Origin of the sequence: Clostridium neonatale, assembly GCF_001458595.1 — a bacterium.
Lineage (GTDB): Bacteria > Bacillota > Clostridia > Clostridiales > Clostridiaceae > Clostridium > Clostridium neonatale.
The window spans coordinates 450,008-465,246 of sequence record NZ_LN890327.1 but is presented as its reverse complement, the minus strand read 5'-3'; the positions used below and the strand labels follow the sequence as shown (position 1 = coordinate 465,246).

Sequence of the window (15,239 nt, the reverse complement as noted above, 5' to 3'; positions counted from 1 at the left end):
ATTTTATACTTTCCTATAAGTTAAAAAAGAGAAACTACATAAGACTATTCTTTGTAGTTTCTCTTTTCACATTATAATTATTTTGCTACTGATTGAAAATAATTATATAGTGCACCTAATTTATTTGCGTCATTACCATATTTACATTTCTTTATAGATGGTACTATGGTACCTTCTAGCGAAGTATTTTTCATTAAATATTCCATATGTTTATTTATTTGATTTACATAATCTTCTCTTTCACTTATTGCCCCACCAAGTATTATAACTTCTGGATCATAAGTGTATTGAATATTATATATTCCTACCGCCATAGTATAGTAGTATTTGTCCACTTCTTTAAGTGCTATTTCATCACCTTTTTCACACAGCTCAAATACATCTAAACCAGTTAAACTGCCTTCTTCCAGCCCTTTTAATTTTGCTACATTATTTGCTAATTGAATAGTTGATCCTGCTTTGCTCCAGCTAAGACATTTAACTCCTTCTTCATCAAAAGTACAACTTACAGAGCAATAACCAAATTCTCCTCCATGTTTGTGAACTCCTACATGTAATTTTCTATCTTTTACTATGGCTCCTCCAATTCCTGTTCCACATACAATAAAAGCCATATCATTATTTTCTTTACCTGCTCCAAGCCAGCATTCGCCTAATGCTGCACAATTTGCATCATTTTCAATTGCAACATTCAATCCTGTTGATTCCTTTAATATTTCTTTAAAATTTGGACCATGTATATATGGAATAGCACTTAATCCTCCAATAATTCCTGTAACAGAATCAACGGCTCCTGGAGCACTTATTGCAATACCTTCAACATTAAATTTTTCTTTCATTTCATTAGTTATATTTTCTAAACTTTGAAAGAAACCCTCTTTATTATCTGGAGTTTTTATGCTACCCTTTTCTTTAAAATCACCATTTTCTGTAATAACAGACCATTTTATAGAACTTCCTCCAATATCAAAAACCATATAATTTTTCATCGTTTAAATCCGCCTCTCTTTACTGCATATAATAAAAATATACTTTTCTATCTTATAATATTATATTTCATAATCATATTTATGAAAACATTTTCCCTAAAAAATTATACAAATTTATTAACCTTTGTAAAACTCATAATAACAAATTAGGACTTCTCACTAAAAATATTATAAATTTTTAATCAAAGTCCTAATTTTATTATAAAAATTTCTTAGAAACCGTTGTTTTTAGCAACTTCTTTAATCCATCTTCCCGATTTCTTTATTGTCTTTATTTGAGTAGCTAGATCTACTGCAATAAATCCATATCTATTTTTATAGGCATTAGCCCATGACCAACAATCAATTGGAGTCCATGTATGATATCCGAAGCAATTTGATCCTTCTTCTATTCCTTTGTGAAGATATTCTAAATGTTCCTTATAGAAATCTATTCTATAGTCATCTTCAATAACTCCATCAGCATTTATATATTTTTCTTCGCCTTCAACACCCATACCATTTTCTGAAATGTACCATGGGATGTTGTTGTAGTTATCTCTAATATTAATTGCTATATCGTACATACATTGTGGGTAAATTTCCCATCCTCTGTATGGGTTCATTCTTCTTCCTGGCATCTCATAATTATCAAAATATTTATCTGGCATCCATCCATTCGATTCATCAAATGGTGTTTCTTTAGCTTTAACTCTTCTTGGTTGATAATAGTTTACTCCTAAGAAGTCAATTGTGTTATTTTTGATTATTTCTAATTCTTCTGGAGTTGATTCCCATATAACATTATCTTTTTCAAGAACTTTTACTAATCTTTCAGTAAAGTGTCCTTTTATAGCTGGATCTAAGAATGAATTGTTAAAGAAATCTTCTGTAAATTCTGATGCCTTAACATCTGCTTCATCTTGAGATCTTGGATATGCAGGAGTTAAGTTAAGAATAATACCTATTTTTCCATCCTTAGCAACTTCACATTTTCTAAATTCTTCGATAGCTTTTGCAGAAGCTAGATTTATATTATATAAAACTTGAACTGCTTTCTTTCCATCAACTATCTTTGGATAATGGAATTGATATAAATATTCACCTTCAACAACAACCATTGGTTCATTAAATGTAGTCCAATACTTAACCCTATCTCCAAATAACTCAAAACATTTCTTAGCAAATACAACAAATAAATCTACCACTTTTTTAGATTCCCATCCGCCATATTTATCATATAATTCAACTGGTAAATCAAAGTGATGTAAGTTCATAATTGGAATTATATCATTTGCAATAAACTCATCAATTACTGCATTATAAAATCTTACTGCATCTTCATCTACTTCTCCAGTTTCAAAATCCTTTATTAATCTAGTCCATTGAATAGATGTTCTTAAACTATTTAACCCAATTTCCTTAATTAACTTTATATCTTCCTTATAGCTATTATAGAAATTTGATGCTACGTTTGGCCCTATGCCATTAAAGAATTCTTGTGGAGCTATATCAAACCAGTGATCAAATACACTTGCATGTTTCTTATTAAATCTTCCTTCAGATTGTGGTCCTGATGTTGCTGATCCCCACCAAAAGTTTTCTGGGAACTTAAATTTTATACTCATTTTATTCCTCCAAATCTTAACGTTATTTAAATCTATATAATTTATTTAGATTACTTATTTAATTATTAATTAAATATATTCTTTATACTAAAGCATAGCAGCTCCTATAAGTCCTGCGTTATCACCTATTTTTGCAACTCTTATATCTACCATATTAGGATCTGCTACTTTACCTTTGACAGCTTCAATAACTAAAGGTATCAGTTCTTTGTTATTAATTGGAACTGCACCACCTAAAACAATAACTTCGGGATCTACTACAGTAATTATATTAGCTATACCAGTTGAAATATTATCTATCCAATTTTCTATTATTTTCACTATCTTTTCATCTTTTTTATTATATAAATCAAAGACTTCCTTAGTTGAAAGTTCTTTTGAACATTCTGTGCTAGCTATTCTTGCTATATTCACACCACTACATTGTCCTTCTAAAGAACTTTTATTTAATCCTGGCTGAATATAGCTATCTTCATTAATAATCATGTTATAAATTTCAGCAGCCTGACTATGTGCTCCATTAACTAATTTTTTATCTAAAATTAATCCTCCACCTACGCCAGTAGAAATTGTAATATAAAATACTGACTCAGCTTCTTTTGCCGCACCTACAATTGCCTCTGCAAGACCAGCAACGTTTGCATCATTATTAACTTTAACTGGAAGATTTAATTGTTCACTTAAGTATTCTTTAATATTGAAGTTTTCCCATCCTTTTAAATTAGGGGGATTAAGAATCTTTCCTACTTTTAAATCTAATGGACCAGGTGCTCCAACACCTACTTTTTCAACTTCATATTCTTTCCATTGATTTTTTATATGATCTACAAGCTTATTTAAATTGTGTTCAGCTCCATTAACAACTTCATTAGACGTTTTGAATGTCTCTATTACTTCTCCTTCTTTAGAAATAATAGCTGCTCTAAGGTTAGTACCGCCAATATCTATTCCTATAAAATATGACATTATAAACACCTCATCAATTTTTGATTTAATTTCTATTTTTCTACTACGCTTAATATTTCTTTTTCTTCATTTTTTATATTTGGAACATAACTTTTTAATAATGTGAAGTTTCCTACTAATTCATATTCTCCAAGAGTAGCTGGAATAAATATGCTGTCTCCCATTAATATCTTTTCTTCGCCACCATTGTACTTAATTGCGCCTTCACCATCTACACAAGTAAATAAATAAAATCTTTCTTCGTCGCTTTCTTCTTTTACACTAGTTTTAACTTCATATTTTTGCACTGTGAAAAACTCACTTAAACATAAAACAGTCTTATCATAGTTATCATGTTTCATTGTGATTCCTTGAGTGTTTTTTCCTTCGAGAGAAAAATCTATTACATCTAAAGCTTTTTCAACATGTATTTCTCTACCTCGATTATAATCATAAACCCTATAAGTTGTATCACTACTTTGTTGAATTTCTGCTATTAATACACCTTCGCATATTGCATGTACTAAGCCACTTTGAACAAAGAAGAAATCGCCCTTCTTTACTTTTATCTTATTTAGACATCCTTCTAATTCACCATTCTCTAATGCCTTTTTAAAATTTTCCTTATCACAGTCTTTTGTTCCAACAATAAGACATGCATCTTCCTCTGCATCAATAACATACCAAGATTCTGTTTTTCCAGAATCCTTTTCAACTCTGTTTGCATATTCATCATCAGGATGTACTTGAACTGATAATTTATCGTTTGCAGTTATTAATTTTATTAATAATGGAAAATCTGATGTATCAATAGTTGTTCCAACTAATTTTTCTTTATATAAATCAATTATTTCATCAAATCTCTTACCTTTAAGTTCACCATTTATTACAGTTCCTGTCCCATTTTTGTGACAAGCAATATCCCAGCTTTCACCTATAACTTTATCCGATGGAACATTATTTCTAAATTTATTTAAGCCATCCCCACCCCAGATTCTTTCATAATATAAATTTTCAAATTTTATTGGATACATAATAGCATTCCTCCTAAATTATCTTCTTACTTATATAGTATAACGTTTGAATAAAAGTTGCAATATGTTATGTCTTTTAAATTAAAAATAATATTTTTAATTTAATGCTTATATGTATATTTGTGTAATATAAGTTAAATTAAGAGAAGCCATCATGATTTAAAGTTATGTTTTTAAATTAGATAGCCTCAATACTTTTCCTATAAAAAATGTTATGAGATTATATTATAAAATAGTATAAATTATTAATTAACCCATTCGCCATTATTATTAACCTTATATCCATTAATCACTTCATTTATAGCCATTTCTCCATTTTCTTTTAGATAGTACCATCTTCCATTAGTATCCTTAAACCAACCTTTTTTCATAGATCCATCTTCATTTAAATAATACCAGTTTCCATCTGAATTCTGATTCCAACCTACTTTTGTTTCAGCATTTGTATTTACAGCTTTAATATTATCAAAATACATCTTTGATTCTACAGTCCAAGTTCCAGTACTTCCTTGTGGTTTAATTGTATTACACCATATCCCCATTTTTTCTATATTAGCTAAATCTAAAGTTCCTCCATTTTTGCCTTTAAATTCACTAAAAGGTATAGTTAAAACTTTGGCTTCTGTTGTAGCTGCAAATTCAGGAAGAAATACCTCAAAATCTTCACCATTTGAAGTTATCTGTATAACAAGCTTTTGACCATATCCATCTGGCTTACACCATAATCTTAGAGCATCACAGTCTGTCCAGTCAGCTCCAACTGTTCTTGTTATTCCAGCCCATCCTTCTGAAATCTTTTCTGTTGAAATCTTATAATTAAATTCTAGTCCATATTCTCCATTACTATAATTTTCTGTTTTCAATTGTGGTTTAACATAACATCCATCTCCAGAATTGGTGGCCCATACTGCATCTAAAAGATCTTGTTCTCCTATATAACTTTCAAAATCATCTACAACTTTTGGATCTTTATCAGGCTCTTTTATATTAAATAATGCAGTTATAGAATTTAATTTAATATTTCCAGAATATAAATCAATTGTTCCAATTGTCTTACCTATTTTATCTAAAATATTTTGATCTATATATCCACTGTATATATTATTATCTAAATTAGCTTTAATTGTTTCTATTATATCTCCATTCTTATTTTTTATTATAAATTTAATATCATTCGTATACCCTTTCACTGACGCTGTAATTTTTACTGGTTTTAGCATTCTATTTCTAGATGCTGGAGATGTAATAAAACCATAACTATAAGAATCAGTAATTTTAGTATTAACCTTTGTATAATTACCTGTTTGATTTGCAAAGATTGATTTTTCATCATTATAATAATCTATAAATTCGTTTATCATTTCATGACCTTCTGTATCATTAGCCATAAATGGAGCGAAGAAATTTTTTGTATCAAAATTTGCCCATACCATATAATATGGCATATTTGATTCTGATACTATATCAGAAATATCTTGGAACCAATTCTTATTAGGATTTCCAGTTAAAATTGCAGCACCAGTATCAGATATTATTCCAGTTTCTGAAACTGCTGAAAGTTTTTCTTTCTTATCTGCAATTCCTTGTACAAGTTTAATAGTATCTTTAAAGCTTGTCATCCATGGATCTTCTTTTGAATCACTTAATGGAGTAGTATTTTCATAAAAATCAAAAGCTAAAACATCTATAAATTCATCTCCTGGATAACGTGATAAATAATCATCTTCGTCCTCAAATGGCCCATTTGGTGAATATACATATAAAAAATTGTGAACTTCTTTAGTATCTCTTAAATATTCTACAGTGTATCTATATAAGTTTTTATATGCTTCTGAATCACAAAAAGCTTTTCCCCACCAGAACCAGCTTCCATTATTCTCATGAAATGGTCTAAAAAGTACTGGTACTCCTGCATTTTCTAACTTCTTTGCATATTCTGCTACCATATCTAAATATCCAGTATAAGCTTCGTTTAAATCACCTCCTGGCATTATTCTAGAAACCACATCTCCAGTTGTAACATTTGGTGTGTATCCAGAATAATCATATTTACCATCTATCTTTCCTTTTTTAGCCACTTCTGCAAAATTAGGCATATGACACGACATAGCTATAATTCCACCCTCTTTTGAAGCATCTATTCCGAGCTCAGCAGCCTTAGTAATAAGATCTAGGCCTTTTTCTTTTTCTTCATCACTTAATTGAAGCTCTGCACCTGTTAATGATAGTGAATCTATTCCAGAGATAGCTGCTATTGATCCTGTTACGTCTTTTGTATCTGAATTTGTTCCACTATCCTTAAGAATAGCTTTATGATGAGTGTCATTTTGATGACCATATAAAACTTTATCACTTTTTCCAACACCAATTAAATATGAATATAAGCTACCAACTTCTTTAATTGCATTTTCATCTACTAACTTTACCTCTTCTTTTGTATCTAACTTAGATACATCAATACTATTTTGTGATTTAGGTTCATTAGTTTTTTCTACATAAACATTTCTATTTTCCTTGTTAAACTTAATATTATCAATATATATTTTCCCATTATAATCTGTATTATTTCCTATAATACTAATTATTATTGAATCTATATTAACACTTTTACTATCAAATTTTATTGTAACTTTTGCTTTCTTTAGACCATTCCCAGCATCTTCTGAATTTTCTAAATTTATATCTGAATAACTATCAGCAGCGCCATTTATAAATAGTTTTGACTTAAAACTTCCAGTTGTCATATTTTGAGGATTATATATAAAATCATAAGTTAAAATATTATATCCATCAAACTTAATTGGAGAATCTAAAGCCTTTGAGATCTTAAACTCACTCCATGATGACAAAGCATTATTTCTATAATCTAAATTTAATTCTAATGCATTAGTCAACTTATCATACGAAACTTCCTTGGATCCTGTATAATCATATTCACCCCCATATTTCCATCCATCATCAGAATTATTAAACTTCCAGTCAACGTTTTCAGAGTGAGTATCATCAGCCATTACTAGCATACCTTTAAGATTTATTATTGTACTACTTGAAAGAACTATTGTTAGACCTGCCAATAATTTTAGTATTTTTTTTCTATTCATCAAATTAACTCCTCTCATATATAAAAATTATATTTTTCTTCTAAATAAGAACTGCATAATCATCAGTTCTTATTTAGAAGGTAAAAACAACTTAAAAACTATGATTTTAATATTAACTTTATATTCATTTTCTTATAAAAAGTTACTTTTTTAAATCACTATGATACTAAAACTCCAAGTATGGTTACTTCTCTTTTTCTATTTTCATTTTCTACTTCTATTTCCAGTTTATATTTTTTTATTTCATCACTTTCTTCTAAAATTTCTGTTACAGTCCAATCTCCCCATCCATCTTTAAAATAAGTATCTAACTTAACCTTTTCTTTTCCATTAACTTTAACAGTGAACTTTCCAGCATTATCAGCAATAATTTTTTTGTATAGCAAAATTATATTTTTTCCTTCAACCTCTAAAGTTAATTTTCCATCTTCATTTTCTTTGCCTTCAAATTTCCATCCATCTTGGAATACTTGAAAACCTTCCGAATAATTTTTAAATCCAGTAATTTCACTTGGTTCTATGTCTCTATTGTTTAATATTTTTCCATTAATATATCTATCTCCAAACACACAGTCTTTTTCTAATGTATCATCAGTTATTTCTATATATTGTCCACCTTTATAATCATTTGAATATATATTTTCTAAAAAATTTATTAAGAGTGTAGCAATTATATTATGTCCATCATCATTTGGATGAACTTCATCTGTTAATAAATCTGACCATTTTAGATTTTGACTCTTCACTATCTCACAAGCAGAATCTCTAAAACTTATCATTGGTAAATTATAATGTTTCCCTATTTCTATTTGTTGCTCTTGATAGTTAACTCCATTTTCCATTGTCATAAAAACTTCTATAACTGCTGGTTTACCTGGACTACTTAATAATTTTCTTATTTCACTTTCATAAGAAACTTTACATGTATAGCTATCATCATCATTTACAGCAGCATCTACGAAAATTATATCTGGATTCTTGCTTATTACTTGCCTCTCCGCTCTATGAACTCCAATAAGGGAACCCGTAGCTCCTACTCCTGCATTTATATGCTCTACCTTCACATTATTAAATTTCTCTTCAAACCATTTTGAAACTAATTCAACATAGCATTTTTCATGAACAGTAGAATTGCAGCCTTGGGTTATAGATCCACCTAAAAATGCTACTAATATATTTTCTCCATTTTTTGCCTTATTAAATAGTTTTAATATTCTTGATATATCACCTTTATTTACCAAAGATTTTTTTATTAATTCATTATTTAATTCAATACTCATTTTTTACTCCTTCTACAAATTCACACTATATTTTAGCTATTTATGAATTTTATCTAATACACTCCATAAAAAAATTGCAGTTAGCTTTCTTTCAATCATAATTAAAAAACATCCTATTCAATCTTAAAACGTTGTATCATCTTGTTTAATGTTTCAGCTTGTGCTGTTAAATCTTGACTTGCACATGCACTTTCTTTAGCCGTCTCGGAATTCTCCTGGATTATTTCTAAAATATTTATAATATCATTATTAATTTGTTCTATTGATGTAGCTTGTTCTTCTGATGCTGAATCAATTTCTGATACAAATTCTGTAGCCTTTTTTGTATTATTTACTATTTCTAATAATGACATGGCTGTATCTTCTGCTAATTTCTTACCACCATTAACTGCTTCGATACAATTTTTAATAAGATTACTAGTTTGAGTTACTGCATTTGCACTTTCTCCTGAAAGCTTTCTAACTTGATCTGCTACAACTGCAAACCCTTTTCCCGCATCTCCAGCTCTTGCTGCTTCTATTGCTGCATTTAAAGCAAGGAGTTCTGTCTGTGATGCTATATTATTTATTGTATTTATAATATTATTAATATCTCTTGATGCTGATTCTATATTTCCCATAGATATAAGCATTTCTTCCATTTTCATATTACATTTTTCTATATCACTTCCAAGACTGATTGTAATATCATTGGTATTCTTAGCATTTTGAGCATTACTTTGAACCTGCTCATTAATTTCATTCATATAATACGAAAGTTTTTCCACTGAATCAGTCTGTTTTACTGATCTTTCAGATAATATCTGTGCTGTATTTGCTACCTGTTCACAATTTAAATTTACATTGTCACTAGTTGTTTTAATATTAGTAAATACATCTGACAATGACTTAACAATATTATCTAATGATTGCTTTATTTCAATGAAATTCCCCTTATAGTCTTCATTTGTCGATGTTATTAGGTCTCCTCTGGAAATATTTCCTAAAATTATAGATATTTCACTGATATACGCTTTTAAATTGTTAATCATCTTTGAGAATGCAAAAGCTAACATTCCAAACTCATCTTTTGATTCAATATCTACAGATACATCTAAATTTCCATCTGCAATTTCTTCTGCAACTTTTCTCATAATATCTATTGGCTGACTTATCTCTTTAGTTAAATTTTTAGATATTACTAATACAAGTGCACTTGATGCAATAATTGCTACAATTACGCATATAATACTTATTGATTTTAAAATCATTAATTCATCTGCAAGTTCATTGCAATTATCTATCTTCTTTTGAAGTAAAAGCGAAATATCACTTGATATTTGATTCATTATAGTTGTTCCTTCACTTCTAAAAAGTGCTAATCCGTCATCTTTCCTTCCACTTAAACTATATATTACCACTTGATTCCTAGTTTGTTTGTACTTTGCTAAATTAGTTCTTATTCTATTAAATATATCTTTTTCTTCACTAGTAACCATATAGTTTCCAATTGAATCAAGAGAACCCTCAATAACATCTAATGAAGTAACTAATTCCTTCTTAATAGACTTTAATTCTGATTCATCTTTTATAAATAAAATATCTCTAACTAATGTATTTGTTTTTTCTATCTCGATTCCTAATTTTCCGATATCTCCTTGAGACATTCCATACTTAAGTAAAGCAGTATTGTATTCACTACTTGTCTTTTGTAAAAATATCAATCCTACTACTCCTGCCATATTACTAAGAATAGAAATTATTATAAATGATATTAACAACCTTTTTTTAATTGGCATATCTCTAAAACTTTTGCTACTTTTTAGAATTATTTTTCTACCACTTCTTTTATATTCACCATTTTTCTTTGTTTTCTTAGTTAACTGAGCCTTTTTCATATGACCTCCATTTTCTCTATTATGCACTAAAAACAGTAAAAAGCTCTAACCCCAAGCTATTTACTGCTTTTATATTAAACTTGCATTATTCTTTTAATTACAATCTTCCTTCGGTTTCATCTAATCCAATAAGCTCATTATGTTCTTTTATAAATTTTACTGTTTCATCTACTGTAGTATAAGCTAATCCCACATAAGTATCTGCGGCTCCATAATATATTGCTATTCTTCCTGTTTCTGCATCTGTTAAAGCTGCGCATGGGAACACAACATTTGGTACAAATCCACGTTCTTCATACCATTCTTCTGGAGTCATCATTAAGCTTCCAGCTCTGTATAATACTTTAGATGGACATTCCTTATCTAGTATTGCTGCACTCATTGAATATACAAATCCATTACATGTACCTGTTACTCCATGATAGAATATAAGCCATCCTTCATCAGTTTCAATTGGAGCTGGACCGCAACCAATTTTAACTGATTGCCACCATCCATTTCCTCCTTTTTGCATTACTATTCTATGCTCACCCCAATATTTTAAATCTGGGCTCTTAGTTAAGAATATATCTCCAAATGGAGTATGACCATTATCACTTGGTCTTGATAACATTACATATTTTCCATCAATTTTCTTAGGGAATAATACACCATTACGATTAAATGGAAGGAATGGATTTTCAAGTCTTACAAATGTCTTAAAATCTGTTGTTCTTGCAATTCCAATTGCAGCTCCGTCAAAGTCACCACACCAAATTACATAATATGCATCTTCAACTTTAACAAGTCTTGGATCATAAGCATAAAGTGGTTGATATGGCTTTCCATCTTCATCTACAAAGTTTATTCTTTCTTTATCAAATTCCCAATGTACTGCATCTTTACTATGTCCTAAATAAATATGTGGTCTTCCATTTATAGTTTCACCTCTAAATACTCCAATAAATGCTCCTTCATAAGGTACTACTGCACTATTAAATATTCTAGCTACTCCTTCTACTGGATTTCTTCCTATTACAGGATTTTCTGTATGTCTCCAAATTGGACCATTAAATCCTTCTGGTTTTTCTTGCCAAGGTATATTGGGTAAATTATCACCTATTATCTTACTCATATTTTATCTCCTCTTTATATCAATATTTTATCTGAAATAACTTTTAAATTATTCTCTTTCAATCTTACTATTAAAAATGATTTAACTTATACTATTCTTTCACTGATCCTGAAACAAGACCACTATATATTTGTTTTTGTAATGTTAAGAAAATAATTAATGTTGGAATCATTATTATAATTATTCCTGCTGATATTATTTCCCAGTGTGATCCGTAAGGACCTTTAAATTTAAATAATGTTGTTGATAATGTTAATAAATCTGCTTTTGGCGTATAAAGGAATGGTGTATAGAAATCATTATATATACCTACCCCTTTAGTTATTAATACAGTTACTATTGCTGGTGAAAGCAATGGGAGTATTATTTTGAAAAATATTTGAAAATAATTAGCTCCATCTATTATTGCAGATTCATCTAATGAAATTGATATATTATCAAGGAACTGTAAGAATATATATATTGTCATTATATCTGTTCCTAAATAAAGTATAATTGGTGCTAGTCGTGTATTAAAAAGTCCTAATGCTGAAATTATTTGGAATGTTGCAACTTGTGTTGCTATCCCTGGTATCATTACTGCAACTAAAAACATTCCATTTACAAATTTACTGAATTTAGATTTAAATCTTGAAAATATGTAAGCAGCCATTGAACCTGATAAAACTGCTCCTGCTAATGAGAATACAAGTATTATTGTTGTATTTTTAAATCCGGTAAGCATATCCCCATCTTTAAATACAGCTTTAAAGTTATCTAAGTTTCCAAAGGAATGTGGAAGTGCTAAAACACTTGTAGTTACATATTCTTCACCTGTTTTAAATGCTGCAAAAAATACTGTTAATATAGGAATAATAAAAACTAAAACTAGAAATATAAGTAATGCATATTTCAGTATTCCAAATGCTATGTTTTTTGGTGTGAGTTTATCCATTTTCATATTCCTAAGCCTCCTTATTTCTGAAAATTAACTTTTGAATAGTTGTTATTATTATACACATTGCTAATAATATCATTGCCATTGCTGAAGCAAGTCCTACCCTATGATTTTGGAATGCATATTTAACAGTTTGTATAATAAATGTCATACTGCCATTTCCTCCACCTGTCATAATATATGGAGTTTCAAATGCAGATAAAGCACCTGTTATTGATAAAAATAATTGTAATCCTAATATTGTTGAAATTCCTGGAAGAACTATGTGCCTAAGTTGTTGGAATTTATTTGCTCCATCAACTCTTGCTGCTTCTATTATATCTGGTGAAATAGATGCCATAGCGGCGGAAAACATTACTATGTTATACCCTACATATCTCCAAACAGATACACTTGCCATAGATACATTAATTATATTAGGATCTTTTAACCAGTATTTTACTAAGCCTCCTAATCCAATGGAATTCAAAACTGTATCTAATGTACTTCCTGGTTGGAAAAAGAATATAAAGATAAAACTAATTGCAACACTATTAATTAATGATGGAAAAAAGTAAACACTTTTAAAGAAATTTGAAGCTCTGCAGCCAAAAGAAACTAAATAAGCAACTACTACTGCTAATCCAATTTGAACAAATGATGCTATAAAATAATAAATACTAACAAACATTGGTTCAAAATATTTTATATCACTGAAAATAGTTTTATAGTTTTTAAGTCCAATAAAGTTTCTAGTCTTGCTAATACCATCCCAGTCAGTGAAACTATATCCAGCCATTGATATAGCGGGTAAATAGGTGAATACTGTAAGTAATACTACAGGAACCATTAAAAATAATATAGAAATTATAATTTTCTGCTTTTTATATGGTAGAGATGAAAAGCTTAATTTTTTCTTTAACTTATTAACAGGATTTGGTTTCATCTCAGTTTTTTGAATATCTGTTGTCATAATAACACCTCTTTACTTTTTAGGTGAAAAGGTGATATCTTTTTAATATCACCTTTTCTATATCTAATTATTTTCCAGTAGCTTCAATACCACTAACCCATGCTTTATTTAATGATTGCATATACTCATCAAATGTTTGATTGTTATTTCCTAAACCAATTTCAATAATAGTCTTTATCCAAGTACCATCTGCAAGATTTATTAGCGATTCTTTTTGAACTGTATCAAAATCTTTAGCTGATTCAGTAGTTCCTGGAACTGCTTGAACTAATTCTGTATTTTCATCAGTACTTAAATAATCAGGAAGTTTTGCACCTACTATAGAAGAAATCATATTCGAATCTTCTGGATATTTTTCTACAAAGTATTTAACAAATTCTTTTGCTAATTCTTTGTTCTTACTATGAATATTAACGCCCATATTATAATCTGGACTTATTTGTATCATTTGTTTTCCATCATGTATAGCTGGCGCTGGCATAAATTTAATATCATCTGGATTTTTTGATAAATCTTTAATTTGGCCAACAGCCCAAGAACCTAGACACATTACACCAATTTTTCCATCAGCCATGGCTTGTTTAGAATATTCCCAGTCTGAAGTCATTGGATCATCTTCAACTAAACCTTCTTTTACTGCATCATGTAAAAGTTTTAAAGAATCATAAATAGCTGAACCTGGTAAGAATGTATTCTTATCATAAACAAGTTTATTCATATAGTCTGTATCACCAGCCATTTCTATTTCTATTGTGTTTGAGAAATTAGTTAGTGACCAGTCTGCAACATAATTTGTATAATAAGGTATTGCATCTGTCTTTTCTTTTATTAGTTTTAAGTCTGCTATATATTCTTCTGGAGTTGTTGGATTTTTTTCTATTCCTGCTTTTTTAAATACTGCTTCATTATAAACAAATCCTATAGCATTAACACCTGTTGCAAGTCCATAGACTGTTCCATCAACGTTTACATTATCTAAGTAACCATATTTATCTTTTAACTCATCATATGTTCCCATTGGTTCATAGAAATCCTTGTACTGATTTTTAGTTATGTTAGCTGGCATCATTAATACATCACCATAATCTTCAGTACCCATTCTTGTTGAAAGTGTGTTTTGATAATCGTTTACCGCTTCAAAGTTTACTGTCACTCCAGGATGTGCTTTTTCAAATTCTTCCTTATATCCTTTGAACACGTTATCCATATCAGTTCTGTGTGTTAATACTGTTAATGTTTTATTTCCCTTGCTATCGCTTCCAGCATCTGCACTTTCTTTGCTGCCTCCACAGCCAACTAGAGTTCCAACAGCTAAGGCTCCAGCCATTAATAAAGCTATTTGTTTACGAAATATCATTTTTCATACCCCTCTTCTATTTAATTTGAGTTTATTTAATTTATAA

11 protein-coding genes are annotated in these 15,239 nt (G+C 29.3%); all 11 read right to left on the bottom strand.

Annotated elements, in window-relative coordinates; all coding sequences use genetic code 11:
- Positions 1-77 precede the first annotated feature (77 nt).
- On the bottom strand, positions 78-989 hold the full coding sequence (locus BN2920_RS05520; protein WP_058294015.1) for an ROK family protein: 912 nt from the start codon (positions 987-989) through the stop codon (positions 78-80).
- A gap of 212 nt (positions 990-1,201) precedes the next feature.
- Positions 1,202-2,596: a glycoside hydrolase family 1 protein gene (locus tag BN2920_RS05515; protein ID WP_058294014.1), complete on the bottom strand. Its 1,395-nt coding sequence runs from the start codon at positions 2,594-2,596 to the stop codon at positions 1,202-1,204.
- An 87-nt stretch (positions 2,597-2,683) separates the two neighbouring features.
- Positions 2,684-3,562 (bottom strand): ROK family protein, encoded by an 879-nt coding sequence (locus tag BN2920_RS05510; RefSeq protein ID WP_058294013.1) that lies wholly within the window; start codon positions 3,560-3,562, stop codon positions 2,684-2,686.
- Between the two features lie 32 nt (positions 3,563-3,594).
- Positions 3,595-4,575 carry a mannose-6-phosphate isomerase, class I gene (gene manA, locus BN2920_RS05505; protein ID WP_058294012.1) on the bottom strand — a complete coding sequence of 327 codons (981 nt, stop codon included), beginning with the start codon at positions 4,573-4,575 and terminating at the stop codon, positions 3,595-3,597.
- Between the two features lie 245 nt (positions 4,576-4,820).
- Positions 4,821-7,676, bottom strand: a complete 2,856-nt coding sequence (locus BN2920_RS05500) for a glycosyl hydrolase (RefSeq protein WP_058294011.1) — start codon at positions 7,674-7,676, stop codon at positions 4,821-4,823.
- Between the two features lie 158 nt (positions 7,677-7,834).
- On the bottom strand, positions 7,835-8,956 hold the full coding sequence (locus tag BN2920_RS05495; protein ID WP_058294010.1) for an SGNH/GDSL hydrolase family protein: 1,122 nt from the start codon (positions 8,954-8,956) through the stop codon (positions 7,835-7,837).
- Between the two features lie 113 nt (positions 8,957-9,069).
- Positions 9,070-10,833, bottom strand: a complete 1,764-nt coding sequence (locus BN2920_RS05490) for a methyl-accepting chemotaxis protein (RefSeq protein WP_083498716.1) — start codon at positions 10,831-10,833, stop codon at positions 9,070-9,072.
- A gap of 97 nt (positions 10,834-10,930) precedes the next feature.
- Complete coding sequence (locus BN2920_RS05485) at positions 10,931-11,947, bottom strand: glycoside hydrolase family 130 protein (protein ID WP_058294009.1); 1,017 nt, start codon at positions 11,945-11,947, stop codon at positions 10,931-10,933.
- A gap of 91 nt (positions 11,948-12,038) precedes the next feature.
- Positions 12,039-12,887 (bottom strand): carbohydrate ABC transporter permease, encoded by an 849-nt coding sequence (locus tag BN2920_RS05480; protein WP_058294008.1) that lies wholly within the window; start codon positions 12,885-12,887, stop codon positions 12,039-12,041.
- A 4-nt stretch (positions 12,888-12,891) separates the two neighbouring features.
- Entirely contained in the window at positions 12,892-13,836 is a 945-nt protein-coding gene (locus BN2920_RS05475; protein ID WP_058294007.1) for a carbohydrate ABC transporter permease, read from the bottom strand.
- A gap of 67 nt (positions 13,837-13,903) precedes the next feature.
- Entirely contained in the window at positions 13,904-15,193 is a 1,290-nt protein-coding gene (locus BN2920_RS05470; RefSeq protein ID WP_058294006.1) for an ABC transporter substrate-binding protein, read from the bottom strand.
- Positions 15,194-15,239: the final 46 nt, after the last annotated feature.

Coding starts and splice junctions, on each gene's coding strand:
- BN2920_RS05515 (WP_058294014.1), bottom strand. CDS start 2,596: ATGAGTATAAAATTTAAGTTCCCAGAAAACTTTTGGTGGGGATCAGCA.
- BN2920_RS05470 (WP_058294006.1), bottom strand. CDS start 15,193: ATGATATTTCGTAAACAAATAGCTTTATTAATGGCTGGAGCCTTAGCT.
- BN2920_RS05490 (WP_083498716.1), bottom strand. CDS start 10,833: ATGAAAAAGGCTCAGTTAACTAAGAAAACAAAGAAAAATGGTGAATAT.
- BN2920_RS05485 (WP_058294009.1), bottom strand. CDS start 11,947: ATGAGTAAGATAATAGGTGATAATTTACCCAATATACCTTGGCAAGAA.
- BN2920_RS05480 (WP_058294008.1), bottom strand. CDS start 12,887: ATGAAAATGGATAAACTCACACCAAAAAACATAGCATTTGGAATACTG.
- BN2920_RS05475 (WP_058294007.1), bottom strand. CDS start 13,836: ATGACAACAGATATTCAAAAAACTGAGATGAAACCAAATCCTGTTAAT.
- manA (WP_058294012.1), bottom strand. CDS start 4,575: ATGTATCCAATAAAATTTGAAAATTTATATTATGAAAGAATCTGGGGT.
- BN2920_RS05510 (WP_058294013.1), bottom strand. CDS start 3,562: ATGTCATATTTTATAGGAATAGATATTGGCGGTACTAACCTTAGAGCA.
- BN2920_RS05500 (WP_058294011.1), bottom strand. CDS start 7,676: ATGAATAGAAAAAAAATACTAAAATTATTGGCAGGTCTAACAATAGTT.
- BN2920_RS05520 (WP_058294015.1), bottom strand. CDS start 989: ATGAAAAATTATATGGTTTTTGATATTGGAGGAAGTTCTATAAAATGG.
- BN2920_RS05495 (WP_058294010.1), bottom strand. CDS start 8,956: ATGAGTATTGAATTAAATAATGAATTAATAAAAAAATCTTTGGTAAAT.